Origin of the sequence: Methylobacterium sp. WL12, assembly GCF_008039475.1 — a bacterium.
In the GTDB taxonomy this organism is placed as follows: Bacteria; Pseudomonadota; Alphaproteobacteria; order Rhizobiales; family Beijerinckiaceae; genus Methylobacterium; species Methylobacterium cerastii.
On the sequence record NZ_VRUW01000001.1, the window covers coordinates 81,106 to 94,951 of the forward strand.

Here is a 13,846-nt window from a genome sequence, read left to right on the forward strand (position 1 = left end):
ACACCGATGAACATCGCCGTCGACACCCGTTCCCTCGCCGGGACCGCGCCCGCGCAGGGCGCCCCAGGGCCGGTCCGGCCGGCCGAGCCCGCCCACGTCATCCGCGACGACGCCGAGGCGATCCGGGTCGCGCATGACTTCGCCGCCTCGATCCGCGCCGGCGCGTCCGAACGCGACCTGGCGCATGCCCGGCCGCTGGCGGAGCTCGACCGGTTCTCGCAGAGCGGATTGTGGTCGATCAACGTGCCCAGCGCCCACGGCGGCCCGGAGGTCTCGTACCGGACGCTGGCACAGGTCGTCGCCATCGTCGCGGCGGCCGACCCCTCCATCGCGCAGATCGCGCAGAACCATCTCGGCATCGTCGCGGCGATCCGTACGGTGTCGGACCCGGACCAGCAGGCGCTGCTCTTCGCCGAGGTGCTGCGCGGCACCCGCTTCGGCAACGCGTTCTCGGAGAAGGGTACGCCGCGTGCCGCCGAGTTCGCCACCCACTTCACCGATCACGGCGACCACGTGATCGTGCAGGGCCAGAAGTTCTACGCCACGGGCGCGCTGCTCGCCCACCTCGTGCCGATCGTCGCCGTCGACGATGCCGGCCGCGCCTGGTACGCGATCGCCGACCGCAACGCGCCCGGGCTCACGGTGATCGACGACTGGTCGGCCTTCGGCCAGCGCGGCACGGCGAGCGGCACGGTGCTGATCGAGAATGTGCGCGTCGAGAAGAGCCACCTCGTCCCGGCCTGGAAGGCCTACCAGGAGCTGCCGCGCCTCGACGGGGCGATCTTCCAGATCATCCAGGCGGCGATCGACGCCGGCATCGGCCGCGCGGCGCTCGACGACACCATCGCCTTCGTGCGCGAGAAGGCGCGGCCCTGGATCGACGCCGACCAGGCGCGGGCGTCCGACGACCCCTACACCATCCAGGCGGTCGGCGACCTCACCATCCGCCTGCACGCGGCCGAGGCGATCCTCGACCGGGCCGGCCTCGCGATCGACGCCGCCCTCCCCGACCACGACGCGGCCTTGGTGGACGCGGCCAAGATCGCGGTGGCGGAATCGAAGGTGCTCACCACCGAGATCGCGCTCGCGGCCTCGAACAAGCTGTTCGAGCTCGCCGGCACGCGCTCGACGCTCGCCGAGCACAACCTCGACCGCCACTGGCGCAACGCGCGGACGCACACGCTGCACGACCCCGTCCGCTGGAAGGTGGCGATCGTCGGCAACCACGCGCTGAACGGCGTAGCGCCGCCGTCGCACGCCTGGAGCTGAGCGGTTTGTTCGACGCCATCTCTGCCGGAGCGATCGATCGCCACGTCGCCCTGGACGATTGTTGAGCGCGCATTCCCTCTCGCCGCCCGCGGGGAGAGGGGGACTCAGGCTGCGCGGATCGCCTCGGCGATTTCGTCCGGGTATTCCTCGTGCGGGCTCAGGGCACCCGGCACCGGTCGGCCCTCGACGCGGCCGGAGGCGACGAGCGCGTCCATCTCGGCAGCGGACCGGCGCGGGGCGCGGCTCGGGCGCAGCACCCGGACCGGCGGCAGGCCGTCGCCGAACAGGCCGAGGAACGCGTCGCGCGTCGGCACCGGATCGAGCCCGCCGGTGACGAAGGCCGCCGTGCCGAAGCGCGCACCCCGCTGCCGGGTGATCGCGGTCTTCTCCGCGATCAGCGAATCGGTGACATGCGCGGCGTCGCCGTAGACGTGGGCGCGCATCATCCGGCCGATCACCTTCGGGCGGATGTTGAGGCCGTAGAGGGCGTCGCCCAGGAGTGGCGCCTCGACGGCGCGGCGGATCGCGGTGAACAGGCCCTGTCGCTCCGGCCCCATCACGGTGGGAAGCGGGCCGCGCCATGTCGGGGCCACCAGCACCAGCCGCGCGAACGCCTTCGGATGCCGTCGCGCGGCGGCGACGAGGTAGGCCGCCGCGTGCCCCGCGCCGACCCCGATCGCGTAGGGGCCGGGGGCGGCTGCCAGCAGGGCGTCGAGGTAGGCGTGGAACGTCGCCGGGTTCAGCGGCAGCCGCGCCCGCGGATGCGCGCCGAAGCCGGGCCAATCCGGGATCAGGCAGCGATGGGCCGCGGCGAGACGCGCGGCGAGCCCGGCCATCTCGGCCCGCGACGCGATCGTCGAGAGCGCCGGCAGCAGCAGCACGTCGGCGCCGGACCCGACCCGGTCGCAGGGGGTCGGCACGGCGTGGCCGGCCACCATGAGGTCGAGGGTCAGGGTCTCGCGCATCGGGTCGTGCCCTGCCCGGATCAGGTGCGCAGCAGCTCGTTGATCGCGGTCTTGGAGCGGGTGCCGGCGTCGACGCGCTTGACGATGACGGCGCAGTACAGGCCCGGGCCGGGCGAGCCGTCCGGCAGCGGCTTGCCGGGCATGGTGCCGGAGACGACCACCGAGTAGGGCGGCACGCGGCCGTAGAAGACTTCGCCGGTGGTGCGATCGACGATGCGGGTCGAGGCGCCGATGTAGACGCCCATCGAGAGCACGCTGCCCTCGCCGACGATCACGCCCTCGGCGACCTCGGCGCGGGCGCCGATGAAACAGTTGTCCTCGATGATCACCGGGTTGGCCTGCAGCGGCTCGAGCACGCCTGCGATGCCGGCGCCGCCCGAGATGTGGCAGTTGTCGCCGACCTGAGCGCAGGAGCCGATCGTCACCCAGGTGTCGACCATGGTGCCCTTGCCGACCCGCGCGCCGAGGTTGATGAACGAGGGCATCAGAACGGCGCCGGGGGCGATGTAGGAGCCGCGGCGCACGAAGCAGCCGGGCACGGCGCGGAAGCCGGCGGCCCGGAACTCGGCCTCGTTCCACCCCTCGAACTTCGAGGGCACCTTGTCCCACCACGGCGCCGCGCCGGGGCCGCCGGAGATCGGCGCCATGTCGTTGAGGCGGAAGGAGAGCAGCACCGCCTTCTTCAGCCACTGGTTGACCACCCAATCCTGGTTGCCGCTCTTCTCGGCGACCCGGGCCTCACCGGAGTCGAGCAGCGCCAGCGCCGCCTCGACGGCTTCGCGAACGGCGCCGCGCGTGTTCGTGTCGACGCCGGCGCGGTCCTCCCAGGCGGCTTCGATGGTCTGGGCGAGGGCAGCGTGCGACATGGGGCTTCCGGGCAGGTTTTCAGCGAGCGCCCGTGCTTACAAGCGGCCGTCCGCTCTGTCACCTGAGGGCGTTGACGGGGCGATCGCGCACCTGCGTGCAACCGACGCGGACGGAATCGGGCCGCCCTCCGGCAACATCTCGGCGCCTCGTGGGTAGGTCCCGGACATTGCGGCGCCGCGCCGACCGGTGCGCGGAGCGTTTACGGGAAACAGGGCCATGAAACACAAGGCATTGCGCGACCAGGTCGTCGTCATCACCGGCGCGTCGAGCGGCATCGGGCTCGCGACCGCCAGGATGGCCGCGGAGCGCGGGGCGACCGTCGTGCTCGCCGCCCGCAGCGCAGACGTGCTGGCGACGGTGCAGGCGGAAATCGAGGCGGCCGGCGGCCGCGCCCTGGCCGTCCCCTGCGATGTCGGCGACCGCGCCGATGTCCAGGCCGTGGCCGACCGGGCGATCGCCGCGTTCGGCGGTTTCGACACCTGGGTCAACGTCGTCGGCCTCACCATCTACGGTCCGCTGCGCGAGGTCTCGGACGCGGACAACGCGCGCCTGATCCAGACCAACCTCTGGGGCACCGTGTTCGGTTCGCTCGTCGCGGTCGAGCACCTGCGCCGGCGCGGCGGTGCGCTGATCAACCTCGGCAGCGTCGCCTCCGACCTCGCCTTCCCGTTCCAAGGCATGTACGTGGCGAGCAAGCACGCGGTGAAGGGTTTCACCGACGCCCTGCGGATGGAGCTGCTGGCCGAGGATGCGCCGGTCTCGGTGACGCTGGTCAAGCCGACCTCGATCGATACGCCGCTGCCGCAGCGAGCGCGCAACTACATGGACCGGGAGCCGATGCTGCCGCCTCCGATCTACCCGCCCGAGGAGGTGGCGAACGCCATCCTGCATGCCGCCGTGCATCCGCAGCGCGACATCGTCGTCGGCGGCGGCGGCAAGCTGATGGTGGCCGGCAAGGAGTTCGCGCCGGGCGCCTACGATCTCTTGGCCCCCGCGATCATCGCCATGCAGAAGCGCGGCGAGGACCCGCGCGACCCGTCCGGCGCGCTGCACGCGCCGAAGGACGCGGGCGAGGTCCGGGGCACCCAGCCGGGCTACGTGATGCGCACCAGCGCCTACACCCGCGCGACCTTGCACCCCGTCGCCGCCACGGCGGGGCTGATCGGCCTCGGCCTTGCGGCCCTGACCCTCGCGGGCGTCGGCAGCGGAAAGCCGGGCTCTTCGCGCGGACGCGAGCGCTCGACCTGAGATGGCGGCTTCGTTGCTCGACGCCTCCGGGCCGCCCGGTCCCGCCGCGGTGACCGAGCGGATCGTCCGGCGCAAGGTCGTCGACCTGCCGGGCGGGCGCACCATCGCCTACGCCAAGACAGGGACCGGGCCGGACCTCGTCGCAATCCACGGCACGCTGATGACGCTGGAGGACATGTGGCTCGGCCCGGTGCCGGCGCTGGCCCGGCATTTCCGGGTCGTCGCCGTCGACCGGCCGGGGCATGGCGACAGCGCCCGCGTGCGCGGCGCCGACGCGTCGCCCTGGCGACAGGCCGAGCTGATCCACGCAGCCGTGCAGGCGTTGGGGCTGCATCGCCCGGTCATCCTCGGGCATTCCTACGGCGGCGCCGTCGCCCTCGCCTACGGGATGCTCTACCCGGATTCAGTCTCGGGCATCGTGGCGCTCGCCCCGGTCTGCTTTCCGGAACTCCGCCTCGAGCAGGTGCTGTTCGGCCCGCGCGCCGCGCCGGTCTCGGGGCCGATGCTGTCGGACGCGCTCGGCGCCTCCGCCGACCCGACGCTGCTGCCGTTGCTGTGGAACGCGATGTTCCTGCCCCAGACCATGCCGCGCGCCTTCGCCGAAGCGTTCCCGTTCGGCTTCGCCGGGCGCCCGGGCCAGATCGTCGCCGAGGCCGAGGACGCGCTCTCGCTCTGGGCGGCGCTGAGCCGGAGCGCGGCGGCCTACGCCACCTGCCGGGTGCCGGTTCGGATTCTGACGGGCGACACCGACATCGTGGTCAACCCGATGATGCACGGTGCGCTGGCCGCCCGCATGATCCCGGGCGCGCGCTTCGAGCGCCTCGCAGGAATCGGCCACATGCTTCATCACATCCGCGGCGACGCCGTGGTCGAGGCAGCCCGCGCGTTGGTGCCGCAAACCTGACCAGGCGTCGAGCCCGATCAATCCGCGTCGAGCATGGCGCGCACGCGCGCGAAACCCTGGTTCAGCGCGGAAAGGTCGTCGGCCAGCGCGTCGTGGATCACGGCGGCGGCATCGGGAAACTCCTCCAGCACGCGGCGCATCAGGGTCGGGGTGATGCGCATGACCTCGGCCGCACCTTGCGCGGCGGCGTCGCCCGGACGTTCGCCGCGAACGAACAGCGCGAGGCGCCCGATCAGCGCCGAACGGCCGGCCAGCACCGTGTCGCCGCCGGCTACACGGGGCGCGAGGGCGATCGTGCCGGACAGGACAACGAAGCCGCCGTCGGCCGGATCGCCGCGGCTGAACAGAGTCTCTCCCGGTTCCAGCGATCGGCGCTCGGCGGCGAAGGTGAGCAGGCGCAGGGCGTCGCGCCCGAACGCTTCGAAGACCGGCGCGGCGGCGAGGATCGCGATGTCGTCTTCGATGCCCAACCCGCAGAGATCCTTTGCGTCCGATCGACGATGCTTAGAGCATTTTGGAGCCGGGTGGGTACCGGCGCCCATGAAGTAAATGCGGCCACGCAGCGGGTTGGATTCGTCCGTGATCCGGTCGTCACGGGCGAGCGGATGCGGGGTCAGCGGAGCAGGGCCGCCCCGAACAAGTCGGCGGGCGGTTTTCTGTCGCCGACGCCGGCATGGCGCGCCTCGTGGTCGAGGAGCCAGCGCTTGCGGTCCAATCCGCCGCCGTAGCCGGTGAGCGTGCCGTTCGCGCCGACGACGCGGTGGCACGGCACCACGATGCAGATCGGGTTCGCGCCGTTGGCCGCGCCGACAGGGCGCACCGCGCGGGGATGGTCGATCCGCGCCGCGAGCGCGCCGTAGCTCTCGGTGGTGCCGGCGGGCACGGTCCGCAGGGCCGCCCAGACCGCGCGCTGAAGCACTGTGCCGTCCGTTGCGGTCTCGACCTCGTCGACCGCCGTGAGGTCGCCGTCGAAGTAGCGCGTCAATGGGCGGAGAGCCCGGCTGAGATGCCGGGATGCGGAGACAAACCAGCCGCCGCGTCCGTAGGCGCGGTCGAGAAGCGCCTCCATCCGGTCCTGGTCCTCGTCGAAGTCGGCGACGCGCAGGCGCCCGTCGGCATCGGTCAGGAGCACGAGCGTCCCGATCGGGCTTGCCAGGGTCTCGCGGAGCAGGGCGAACGGGGCGGCGCTCATGCCGGGATCACGGCAGCAGCTTGTAGCCGCCGCCCTCGGTGACGAGGATCGCGGCGAGCCCGGGATTCGGCTCGATCTTCTGCCGCAGCCGGTAGATGTGGGTTTCCAGCGTGTGGGTCGTGACCTGGGCGTTGTAGCCCCAGACCTCGGCGAGCAGCGTGTCGCGGCCGACCACCTCGCGCCCGGCGCGGTAGAGGAAGCGCAGGATCGCGGTCTCCTTCTCGGTGAGCTTCAGCTTCGAGCCGCGCTCGCCGACCAGGAGCTTCGCCCCCGGCTTGAAGGTGTAGGGACCGATCTGGAAGACCGCGTCCTCGGAGGCCTCGTGGCTGCGCAGATGCGCGCGGATGCGGGCGAGCAGGATCGCGAACTTGAACGGCTTGGTGACGTAGTCGTTGGCCCCCGCCTCGAGGCCCTCGACGGTGTCGGCCTCGGAATCCTGGGCGGTCAGCATGATGACTGGGCCCTTGAAGCCGTTCTTGCGCATCAGGCGGACGGCCTCTCGGCCGTCCATGTCGGGCAGGCCGACATCCATCACCGCGAGGTCGATCCGGTCGGAGGCGACGCGGGCGATGGCGCGGCCCGCATCGATCTCGGCGACCACCGTGAACTCCTCGCAGAGGTCGAGCTGTTCGGTCAGGGTCTCGCGCAGGATCGCGTCGTCGTCGCAGATGAGGAGGCGGTAGGCGTTGGACATCGTCCGTGGAACTCTTCGACTGGGCACGACCGGAACGGATCGCGCCCCGGAGTTCCGGTGCTCGGACGATCTCGCTCCCAAAGGACCCGAGGGTTCTTCGACCCGGGTAGACGCCTTAGAATAACGTGCTTTTCGCGGCGGGGAATTGGCTTGTGCACAATTATACGACCCTTTTCGTGACAGCCAACCCGCCGCCGCCACGCTTCACTGCGCAGGGACGCCACGTTCCCGCCCTCCGGCCGCCCGCACCTCAGGTTCGCCCAGCATCATGACGAAGCGTCCCCGCCCTCATGAACGCCACCGCGATTCCGGGACGGCCCGAACCTTGGCGACGCTCAAGGTGCATCCGCGGGTCGGCGACCGGCGCAAGGGCCTGCTGCAGGCGGGCGCCGCAATCATCCCTTGCGCGCTCGGCAGTGGTGGTATCGTGCAGGTGAAGCGCGAGGGCGACGGCGGCTCGCCGCGCGGCCGGTTTCGCCTGCGCGGCGGCAGCTACAGGCCGGACAACCTCGCCCGCCCCGTCACCGCCCTACCCTTGCGCCGGACCGCCCCCGGCGACGGCTGGTGCGACGACGTCCGCGACCGGCGCTACAACCGCCCGATCGCCCTCCCCGCGCCCGGCGTGAGCGCGGAGCGGATGTGGCGCGACGACGGCCTCTACGACGTGGTGATCGACCTCGACCACAACCGGGGCCCGATCCGCCCCGGCCGCGGCTCCGCGATCTTCCTGCACGTCGCCCGCCCGGGCTACACGCCGACGGAGGGCTGCGTCGCGCTGAAGCGCGCGGACCTGTTGCGGCTGCTGCGGCGGCTGGGGCCGCGGACGCGGATCGTGATCGGGTGACCTGGCGGGGACGGTTCCAGACGAGACAGCGAATCGTCGTGTCTGCGATGGGCGGATCTCCACCCGTCCGCACCTTCTCACCCGCCATCCCGGCCGATACGCTCGCGTGTGACATCACTACCGCGAAAGGATGCACCGTGCCGGACGCAATCACGCCCGCGACGACGGATGGGCCGGACTACGACCGCCTGCTCCGCGCGAACCTGGAACGGGTGTTCAACGAACGTGACGGCAGCATGCGTGCGTGCGCTCTGGACGAGCTCTATGGCGCCGGCCCCGTCATGTACGAGCCCGCGAACGTCGTTAGGGGTCGTGCGGCGATCTCCGAGGTCGCCGGCAAGCTTCTCGAACAGTTCGGGCCGGACTTCCGCTTCGTGCCCGACGGCGCCGCGGTCGGGCATCACGGTTTCGGCGTCCTGCGCTGGCGTGCCGGCCCCAGCGACGGACCCGTCGTCGTCACCGGCTCGGACGTGGCGGACGTCGTCGACGGCCGGATCGAGCGCCTCTGGGTCATGCTGGACCCGCAGAAGACCTAGGCGTTACCGGCTTCGGCTCGCGAAGCAGACGTTGGGCCGAAGCCGGCCCCCTGCCGAATCCCGCGACGAACCTCGCAGCACCCGCGTAACCCGTCCTTCATCGTCGCGGGGCAAGGATGGGGCATGACCAGCCTCGTTGCCCAAGCCGTCCAGATGCAGGCCGGTGCCCTGTCTCAGTCGATCGGCACCGCGGTCGCGCGGCAGCAGATCGACGCGCAGAAAGGGGTCGCCACCCTGCTCGCGGAGACGGCGGCGTCCGCCTCGCCGCCGGCGCCCGCCGGCCAGGGGCGGCTCGTCGACCGGACGGTGTAGCCGCCGGCCGCGTCAGCTTGGGAAACGGTAGAGCGCGCAGAGCTTGTTGCCGTCCGGATCGCGCAGGTAGGCGAGGTACATCCTGCCGGCGGACCCCGTGCGCTCGCCCGGTGGGTCCTCGACCGATGTGCCGCCGTTCGCGACGCCGGCGTCGTGCCAAGCCTTGGCCTCGTCCGGGCTTTCCATCGTGAACCCGATGGTGCCGCCGTTGGCGCCGGTCGCGGCCTTCCCGTCGACCGGCTTGGTGACGATCAGTCGGCCGCCGCGGTGCGCGTAGATCAGCCGCCTCTTGGCATCTTCGAAACCCGGCTCTCCGCCGGTCGCGGCGAAGAGCGCGTCGTAGAACGCCTTCGTCTGGGCGAGGTCGTTGCTGCCGATCGTGATGTGGCTGAACACCGTGCTTGGTCCTCCGTCGTGGGCGGCCGCCGCGGCGACGGGGGTCGATGCCCGGTCGCGGCGGCGCGGAGGCCGGTATGAGGCTTCAGCCGGCGGCGGGCAACGCGCCCGGCACGCCCTCCCGCCGCGGCGGGCTCAGGGTGAGGATCAGCGCCGAGGCGACGAGGCAAAGCGCGCCGGCGGCGAAGAAGGCCGGGAGGTAGCTCTGCAGCTCCGTGCGCGACAGGCCGGCGCCGAAGGCCGCCGTCGCCGCGCCGAGCTGGTGTCCGGCGAAGACCCAGCCGAAGACCACGTTCGCGCGCTCGCGCCCGAACCGCTGCGCGGCGAGCTTCACGGTCGGCGGCACTGTGGCGATCCAGTCGAGGCCGTAGAACACCGCGAAGAGGGACAGCCCGGTGAACGAGAAGTCCGAGAACGGCAGGCACAGCAGCGAGAGCCCGCGAAGGCCGTAGTACCAGAACAGCAGCCAGCGGTTGTCGTAGCGGTCCGACAGCCAGCCCGAGGCGACGGTGCCGACGAAATCGAAAACGCCCATGCCGGCGAGCACGCTCGCCGCCTGGACCGGGCGCAGCCCATAGTCGGCACAGAGCGGGATGAAGTGGGTCTGGATCAGCCCGTTGGTGCTCGCGCCGCAGATGAAGAAGGTGAAGAACAGCACCCAGAACACCTTCGTCCGCGCCGCCCCGCGCAGGGCTGCGATGGCGCCCACGGCCAGCCCGCGCGGCGGGGCGGCGTTCGCGGTGGTCTCGCCATAGGGCAGCAGGCCGACATCTTCCGGTCGGTCGCGCAGAAGCAGGAACACGAAGGTCGCCGCCAGCCCGAGCAGGCCGCAGATCGTGAGCAGGGCCGCACGCCAGCCCATCGCCTCGGTGAGCGCCGCGAGGACCGGCAGAACGATCAGCTGTCCCGTCGCCGAGCTCGCGGTGAGCAGGCCGACGACGAGGCCGCGGCGGTGCGAGAACCAGCGCGTCGCCACCGTCGCCCCAAGCACCAGCGCGGTGAGCCCGGTGCCGACGCCGACGACGACGCCCCAGAGCAGGATCAGCTGCCAGAGCTGGGTCATGGCGAGCGAGGCCAGCAGGCCGGAGGCGATCAGCGCCAGCGCCAAGAGCACGATCCGACGCGGGCCGTAGCGGTTCATCAGGGCGGCCGCGAACGGGCCCATCAAGCCGAACAGCACGAGGCGGATCGCCAGCGCCGACGAGATCGAGGCCGTGTCCCAGCCGAACTCCCGTTGCAACGGCAGGATCAGCACCCCGGGGGCGCCGACCGCGCCGGCCGTCACCAGCATGGTCAGGAAGGTGACCGCGGCTGAGACCCAGCCGTAATGTACCCCGCGGCGCGCCAGAACGCGGGCGAGCGATCCAGACAGGGCATGGGACGGACTGGCCACGATCATATCACCCTCGCGCGAATCGGGGCGCCTCACCCGAAACAGGCATATGCATGTATTTTCTTCGGGCGCCAAGCGTGGACTCGATGAGAGGCGCGAGTCGTGGAAAGGCGGCGGCCGGCATCAAGGCCGCTCGGTCATCGCCCCGGCGTTCATCAGCCCGTCCGGATCGAGGCCGTGCTTGATCGTCTCGATCAAGGTCAGACGGGTCGGGTCGGCGTAGCGATGGAGCAGGTCGCGCTTGAAGCGGCCGATTCCGTACTCGGCGCTGAAGCTGCCGCCGAGGTCGATCGCCACCGCGTAGATCTCGTGGGCGATGCCGTCCTCGACCCGGCGGGTGAAGGCGAGCCGGTCCTCGCCCGCCGGCACCATCAGGTTGTAGTGCACGTTGCCGTCGCCGACATGGCCGTAGAACGACAGGCGCACGCCCGGCATCCGTTCCGCCAGCACGGCGCCGGCCCGGACCAGGAAGACGCCGAGCTGCGAGAGCGGCACGGCGATGTCGAGCTTCACCGAGCCGCCTGCGTGCTTCTCGCCCTCAGGGATGGTCTCGCGCACGGCCCACATCGCCCGGCGCTGCGCCTCGGAGCTCGCCAACGCCGCATCGGTGATCCACCCCCGCTCCATCAGCGATTCGAGGGCGGCCATCAGCACGTCGTCAAGGCGGATGTGCCGAGACGAGGACGAGAGCTCGAGCAGCACCGCTCCGCCCTCCCCGGTGGCGAACCCGGTCGGGGCGCCGCGCATCTCGGCGACCAGCGCGAGCGAGGAGGCCGAGATCAGCTCGAAGGTCGTGACCAGGTCCGAGGTCTCGCGACGGAGGAACGCGGCGATCTCGGGGATCGGCGCGTCGGCGGCGAGCTGCAGCCATGCGGTGGCGCGGTGGTTTTGCGCCGGCCACAGCTTCAGCACCACGCCGGTGACGATGCCGAGCGTGCCTTCGGCGCCGACGAAGAGCTGCTTGAGGTCGTAGCCGATGTTGTTCTTGCGCAAACGCTTCATGTCGGAAAATAACGAGCCGTCCGGCAGCACCGCCTCCAGGCCGAGGACGAGGTCGCGGGTCATGCCGTAGCGCAGAACCTGCAGGCCGCCGGCATTGGTGCCGAGGTTGCCGCCGAGGCGGCAGCTTCCCTCCGCGCCGAGGCTCAGCGGCAGCAGCAGGTCGTGCGCGGCCGCCGCAGCCTGCGCGTCGGCGAGGATCGCGCCGGCATCGCAGGTTAGCGTGAAGTCGAGCGGGTCGACGGAGCGGATGCGCGCCATCCGCTCCAGGCTCACCACCAGTTGCCGCCGGCCGGCCTGCGGCGTCGCCCCGCCGACGTAGCCGGTGTTGCCGCCCTGGGGCACCAGCCCAAAACCCTCGGCCTTCGCCAGGCAAACGAGCGCCTGCACCTCCGCCACCGATCTCGGCCGCAGGACGGCGTCGGCCTCGCCCTGCATCAAATCGCGCTGGTCGCGGGTGTAGCGTGCGGTGTCGGAGCCGGTGAGCACGCCGCCCTCGCCGAGGGCGGTGCGGAAGGCGGCGACGGGGTCGGACGGGGTCATCGGCAGCTCGCGCGGGATCGGACCTGCGCGGACCATGTCGCCATGGACGCCGGATGGGAAGCCGCGGAGGCGCAAACGAAGGCGGCGGGGCTCGCACCCCGCCGCTCGAACCTGACGCTCAGTGTCGCGCGACCGATCAGCAGCGGTTGCCGCCGGAGGTCTGGCCGTACTGCTTCACCGGGAAGTTCTGCTGGTTGGCGTTGCCCTCGGCCGCCGAGCTCATGCGGCAGTTGGCCGGGTCGCGGTCGAAGCGCGGGCCGTATCCGCCGAACGAACCCGTCGTCTCGACGGCGTAGGGCGAATAGCCGGTGTAGCGGGAAGGGGTCTCGTAGGCCATCGCGGACGAGATCGAGGCAACGCCGAGAATAGCAGCGGCGGCGAAGGCGGCGATACGGGTCTTCATGGTGACGGCGTGGCTCCTGTGCAGGTCAAACCCGGATTTGGGTTCGTTTCTCTCTGCCTGAACCCAAGATGGGGAGCCGCTTTCCGTCTCGACGTGCCGACGCGCACGCAGCATTCGGGATTAAAACCTTTCCGATGATAGAGCACAGAAGCCGTGGCGATGGACGAGCATCGCATCGACGCTTGGCCCGCGTTCGAAGAAGGCCGGGGACTGAGGCGGGCCGCCATCCGACGCAAGCCGCCTCAGCCTTCGATCTACGACACGGTCACTTGTTCGTCCGGCCCCGATGGTTCGGATCGATGCCACCGTCGAGCTTGGTCTCGTTGGCGGTGTCGCCCTCGACAGTCGAGTCCGCCTCGATGTCCGCGATGTCGTGGCCGGTCAGGCCCTTCGACTGCCCGATCCCCGGGTTCCCCTTCAGGTCGGCATCGGTCGGCACGTCGGTCTTGAGATGCTTGTTGGACATCGTGTCTTCCCATCGATCGGGCGGCGCGTCCTGCGTGCCGCGCTCGGTCGGTGGCAAACCCGGCGTTCAGGGGCGCCGTTCCGGACATCGTCGGCGCAGCGACCCTCGGCCGCGCCGCGTGCGTTTCCGAAGGGAGACGCGCCTTCTGAAACTCGAGATCAGACCTGAGAACAACCAGTCGCCGCGCGCTCCAGCATCCGCTCCGTCACGCCGAAACGCGTGCTCCGCCTCAGCCGACTGTCCGCCGGTCAGCGGAGCGGCTGCCCATCTCTTGGCGTGATGCCTTGGGATCTCAGCTCGTCGTTCTGCTGGTTGATGATCACGGTGTCGGGCCGACGCTGCGGTGCACCGGGGGGCGCGACCGAAGGCCCGGAGATAGACTGCGTGGCGACGGATGGCGGGCACAGCACCTGGCAGATCGGGATGTTGTCCGCCGTCGAGGAGCATCGCGCCACAGCGTTGCCATTCACGCACGCGCAGTTGCAGATCGCGAACGCGGGGAATGGCGCGCTCGCGATCGCCAGAGCGAGGATGAAGCTTCGCATATCGAGGGTCCTGTACGCCGCGCAGGCACCTTAGCGCCGCCTTGTGCGTCGCGCCATCGACTCGAATATTCCAGCGAAATCCGACGAACGGTTCCGTGGAGCCCGCTCAGCCTTCGCCGGCCTGCGATCGTCTTAGGGAAACGAGGAAAGCACTAAGTAGTGGTGCCGCTTGAGGGATTCGAACCCCCGACCCCCTCATTACGAATGAGGTGCTCTACCAGCTGAGCTAAAGCGGCATCCGTCGGCGGCCGCGTCGAAGGCGGATGCCGA

The 13,846-nt window shown here is 70.9% G+C and carries 17 protein-coding genes and 1 tRNA gene; 6 read left to right on the top strand and 12 right to left on the bottom strand.

Annotated elements, in window-relative coordinates:
- The first annotated feature begins 6 nt into the window (after positions 1 to 6).
- Positions 7 to 1,269: an SfnB family sulfur acquisition oxidoreductase gene (locus FV226_RS00335; RefSeq protein ID WP_147761343.1), complete on the top strand. Its 1,263-nt coding sequence runs from the start codon at positions 7 to 9 to the stop codon at positions 1,267 to 1,269.
- A gap of 104 nt (positions 1,270 to 1,373) precedes the next feature.
- Here FV226_RS00335 and FV226_RS00340 read toward each other — a convergent pair whose 3' ends face one another.
- On the bottom strand, positions 1,374 to 2,234 hold the full coding sequence (locus FV226_RS00340) for an alpha/beta fold hydrolase (protein ID WP_147761344.1): 861 nt from the start codon (positions 2,232 to 2,234) through the stop codon (positions 1,374 to 1,376).
- A gap of 20 nt (positions 2,235 to 2,254) precedes the next feature.
- On the bottom strand, positions 2,255 to 3,100 hold the full coding sequence (gene dapD / locus FV226_RS00345) for a 2,3,4,5-tetrahydropyridine-2,6-dicarboxylate N-succinyltransferase (RefSeq protein WP_147761345.1): 846 nt from the start codon (positions 3,098 to 3,100) through the stop codon (positions 2,255 to 2,257).
- A 217-nt stretch (positions 3,101 to 3,317) separates the two neighbouring features.
- Here dapD and FV226_RS00350 point away from each other — a divergent pair, with 217 nt between their 5' ends.
- Together FV226_RS00350 and FV226_RS00355 are read left to right on the top strand one after the other, a co-directional pair.
- Positions 3,318 to 4,349 carry an SDR family oxidoreductase gene (locus FV226_RS00350; RefSeq protein ID WP_147761346.1) on the top strand — a complete coding sequence of 344 codons (1,032 nt, stop codon included), beginning with the start codon at positions 3,318 to 3,320 and terminating at the stop codon, positions 4,347 to 4,349.
- Between the two features lies 1 nt (position 4,350).
- Positions 4,351 to 5,253 carry an alpha/beta hydrolase gene (locus tag FV226_RS00355; protein WP_147761347.1) on the top strand — a complete coding sequence of 301 codons (903 nt, stop codon included), beginning with the start codon at positions 4,351 to 4,353 and terminating at the stop codon, positions 5,251 to 5,253.
- Positions 5,254 to 5,270: 17 nt separating this feature from the next.
- Here FV226_RS00355 and FV226_RS00360 read toward each other — a convergent pair whose 3' ends face one another.
- The 3 genes from FV226_RS00360 to FV226_RS00370 all read right to left on the bottom strand — a co-directional run bounded on the left by FV226_RS00360 (position 5,271) and on the right by FV226_RS00370 (position 7,139).
- Entirely contained in the window at positions 5,271 to 5,723 is a 453-nt protein-coding gene (locus FV226_RS00360) for a Crp/Fnr family transcriptional regulator (RefSeq protein ID WP_147761348.1), read from the bottom strand.
- Positions 5,724 to 5,866: 143 nt separating this feature from the next.
- Positions 5,867 to 6,445 (bottom strand): methylated-DNA--[protein]-cysteine S-methyltransferase, encoded by a 579-nt coding sequence (locus FV226_RS00365; protein WP_147761349.1) that lies wholly within the window; start codon positions 6,443 to 6,445, stop codon positions 5,867 to 5,869.
- Positions 6,446 to 6,452: 7 nt separating this feature from the next.
- On the bottom strand, positions 6,453 to 7,139 hold the full coding sequence (locus tag FV226_RS00370; protein WP_147750089.1) for a response regulator transcription factor: 687 nt from the start codon (positions 7,137 to 7,139) through the stop codon (positions 6,453 to 6,455).
- Between the two features lie 268 nt (positions 7,140 to 7,407).
- Here FV226_RS00370 and FV226_RS00375 point away from each other — a divergent pair, with 268 nt between their 5' ends.
- The 3 genes from FV226_RS00375 (at position 7,408) to FV226_RS00385 (ending at position 8,831) form a co-directional block, all read left to right on the top strand.
- Positions 7,408 to 7,983, top strand: a complete 576-nt coding sequence (locus tag FV226_RS00375) for a L,D-transpeptidase family protein (protein WP_147761350.1) — start codon at positions 7,408 to 7,410, stop codon at positions 7,981 to 7,983.
- A gap of 137 nt (positions 7,984 to 8,120) precedes the next feature.
- Complete coding sequence (locus tag FV226_RS00380) at positions 8,121 to 8,519, top strand: nuclear transport factor 2 family protein (protein WP_246685655.1); 399 nt, start codon at positions 8,121 to 8,123, stop codon at positions 8,517 to 8,519.
- 123 nt (positions 8,520 to 8,642) lie between these two features.
- Positions 8,643 to 8,831: a putative motility protein gene (locus FV226_RS00385; protein WP_147761351.1), complete on the top strand. Its 189-nt coding sequence runs from the start codon at positions 8,643 to 8,645 to the stop codon at positions 8,829 to 8,831.
- A gap of 12 nt (positions 8,832 to 8,843) precedes the next feature.
- Here FV226_RS00385 and FV226_RS00390 read toward each other — a convergent pair whose 3' ends face one another.
- The 7 genes from FV226_RS00390 to FV226_RS00420 all read right to left on the bottom strand — a co-directional run bounded on the left by FV226_RS00390 (position 8,844) and on the right by FV226_RS00420 (position 13,812).
- Positions 8,844 to 9,227, bottom strand: coding sequence for a VOC family protein (locus tag FV226_RS00390; protein ID WP_147761352.1), 384 nt, complete (start codon positions 9,225 to 9,227; stop codon positions 8,844 to 8,846).
- An 85-nt stretch (positions 9,228 to 9,312) separates the two neighbouring features.
- The gene (locus FV226_RS00395; RefSeq protein ID WP_147761353.1) at positions 9,313 to 10,626 is read right to left on the bottom strand and encodes an MFS transporter; all 1,314 of its coding nucleotides are present in this window, start codon (positions 10,624 to 10,626) and stop codon (positions 9,313 to 9,315) included.
- 117 nt (positions 10,627 to 10,743) lie between these two features.
- Positions 10,744 to 12,162, bottom strand: coding sequence for an FAD-binding oxidoreductase (locus FV226_RS00400; RefSeq protein ID WP_187273540.1), 1,419 nt, complete (start codon positions 12,160 to 12,162; stop codon positions 10,744 to 10,746).
- A 136-nt stretch (positions 12,163 to 12,298) separates the two neighbouring features.
- On the bottom strand, positions 12,299 to 12,565 hold the full coding sequence (locus FV226_RS00405; protein ID WP_147761354.1) for a hypothetical protein: 267 nt from the start codon (positions 12,563 to 12,565) through the stop codon (positions 12,299 to 12,301).
- Between the two features lie 265 nt (positions 12,566 to 12,830).
- Positions 12,831 to 13,031: a hypothetical protein gene (locus FV226_RS00410; RefSeq protein WP_147761355.1), complete on the bottom strand. Its 201-nt coding sequence runs from the start codon at positions 13,029 to 13,031 to the stop codon at positions 12,831 to 12,833.
- A gap of 248 nt (positions 13,032 to 13,279) precedes the next feature.
- Positions 13,280 to 13,576, bottom strand: a complete 297-nt coding sequence (locus FV226_RS00415) for a hypothetical protein (protein WP_147761356.1) — start codon at positions 13,574 to 13,576, stop codon at positions 13,280 to 13,282.
- 160 nt (positions 13,577 to 13,736) lie between these two features.
- Positions 13,737 to 13,812, bottom strand: a tRNA-Thr gene (locus tag FV226_RS00420).
- Between the last annotated feature and the right edge of the window lie 34 nt (positions 13,813 to 13,846).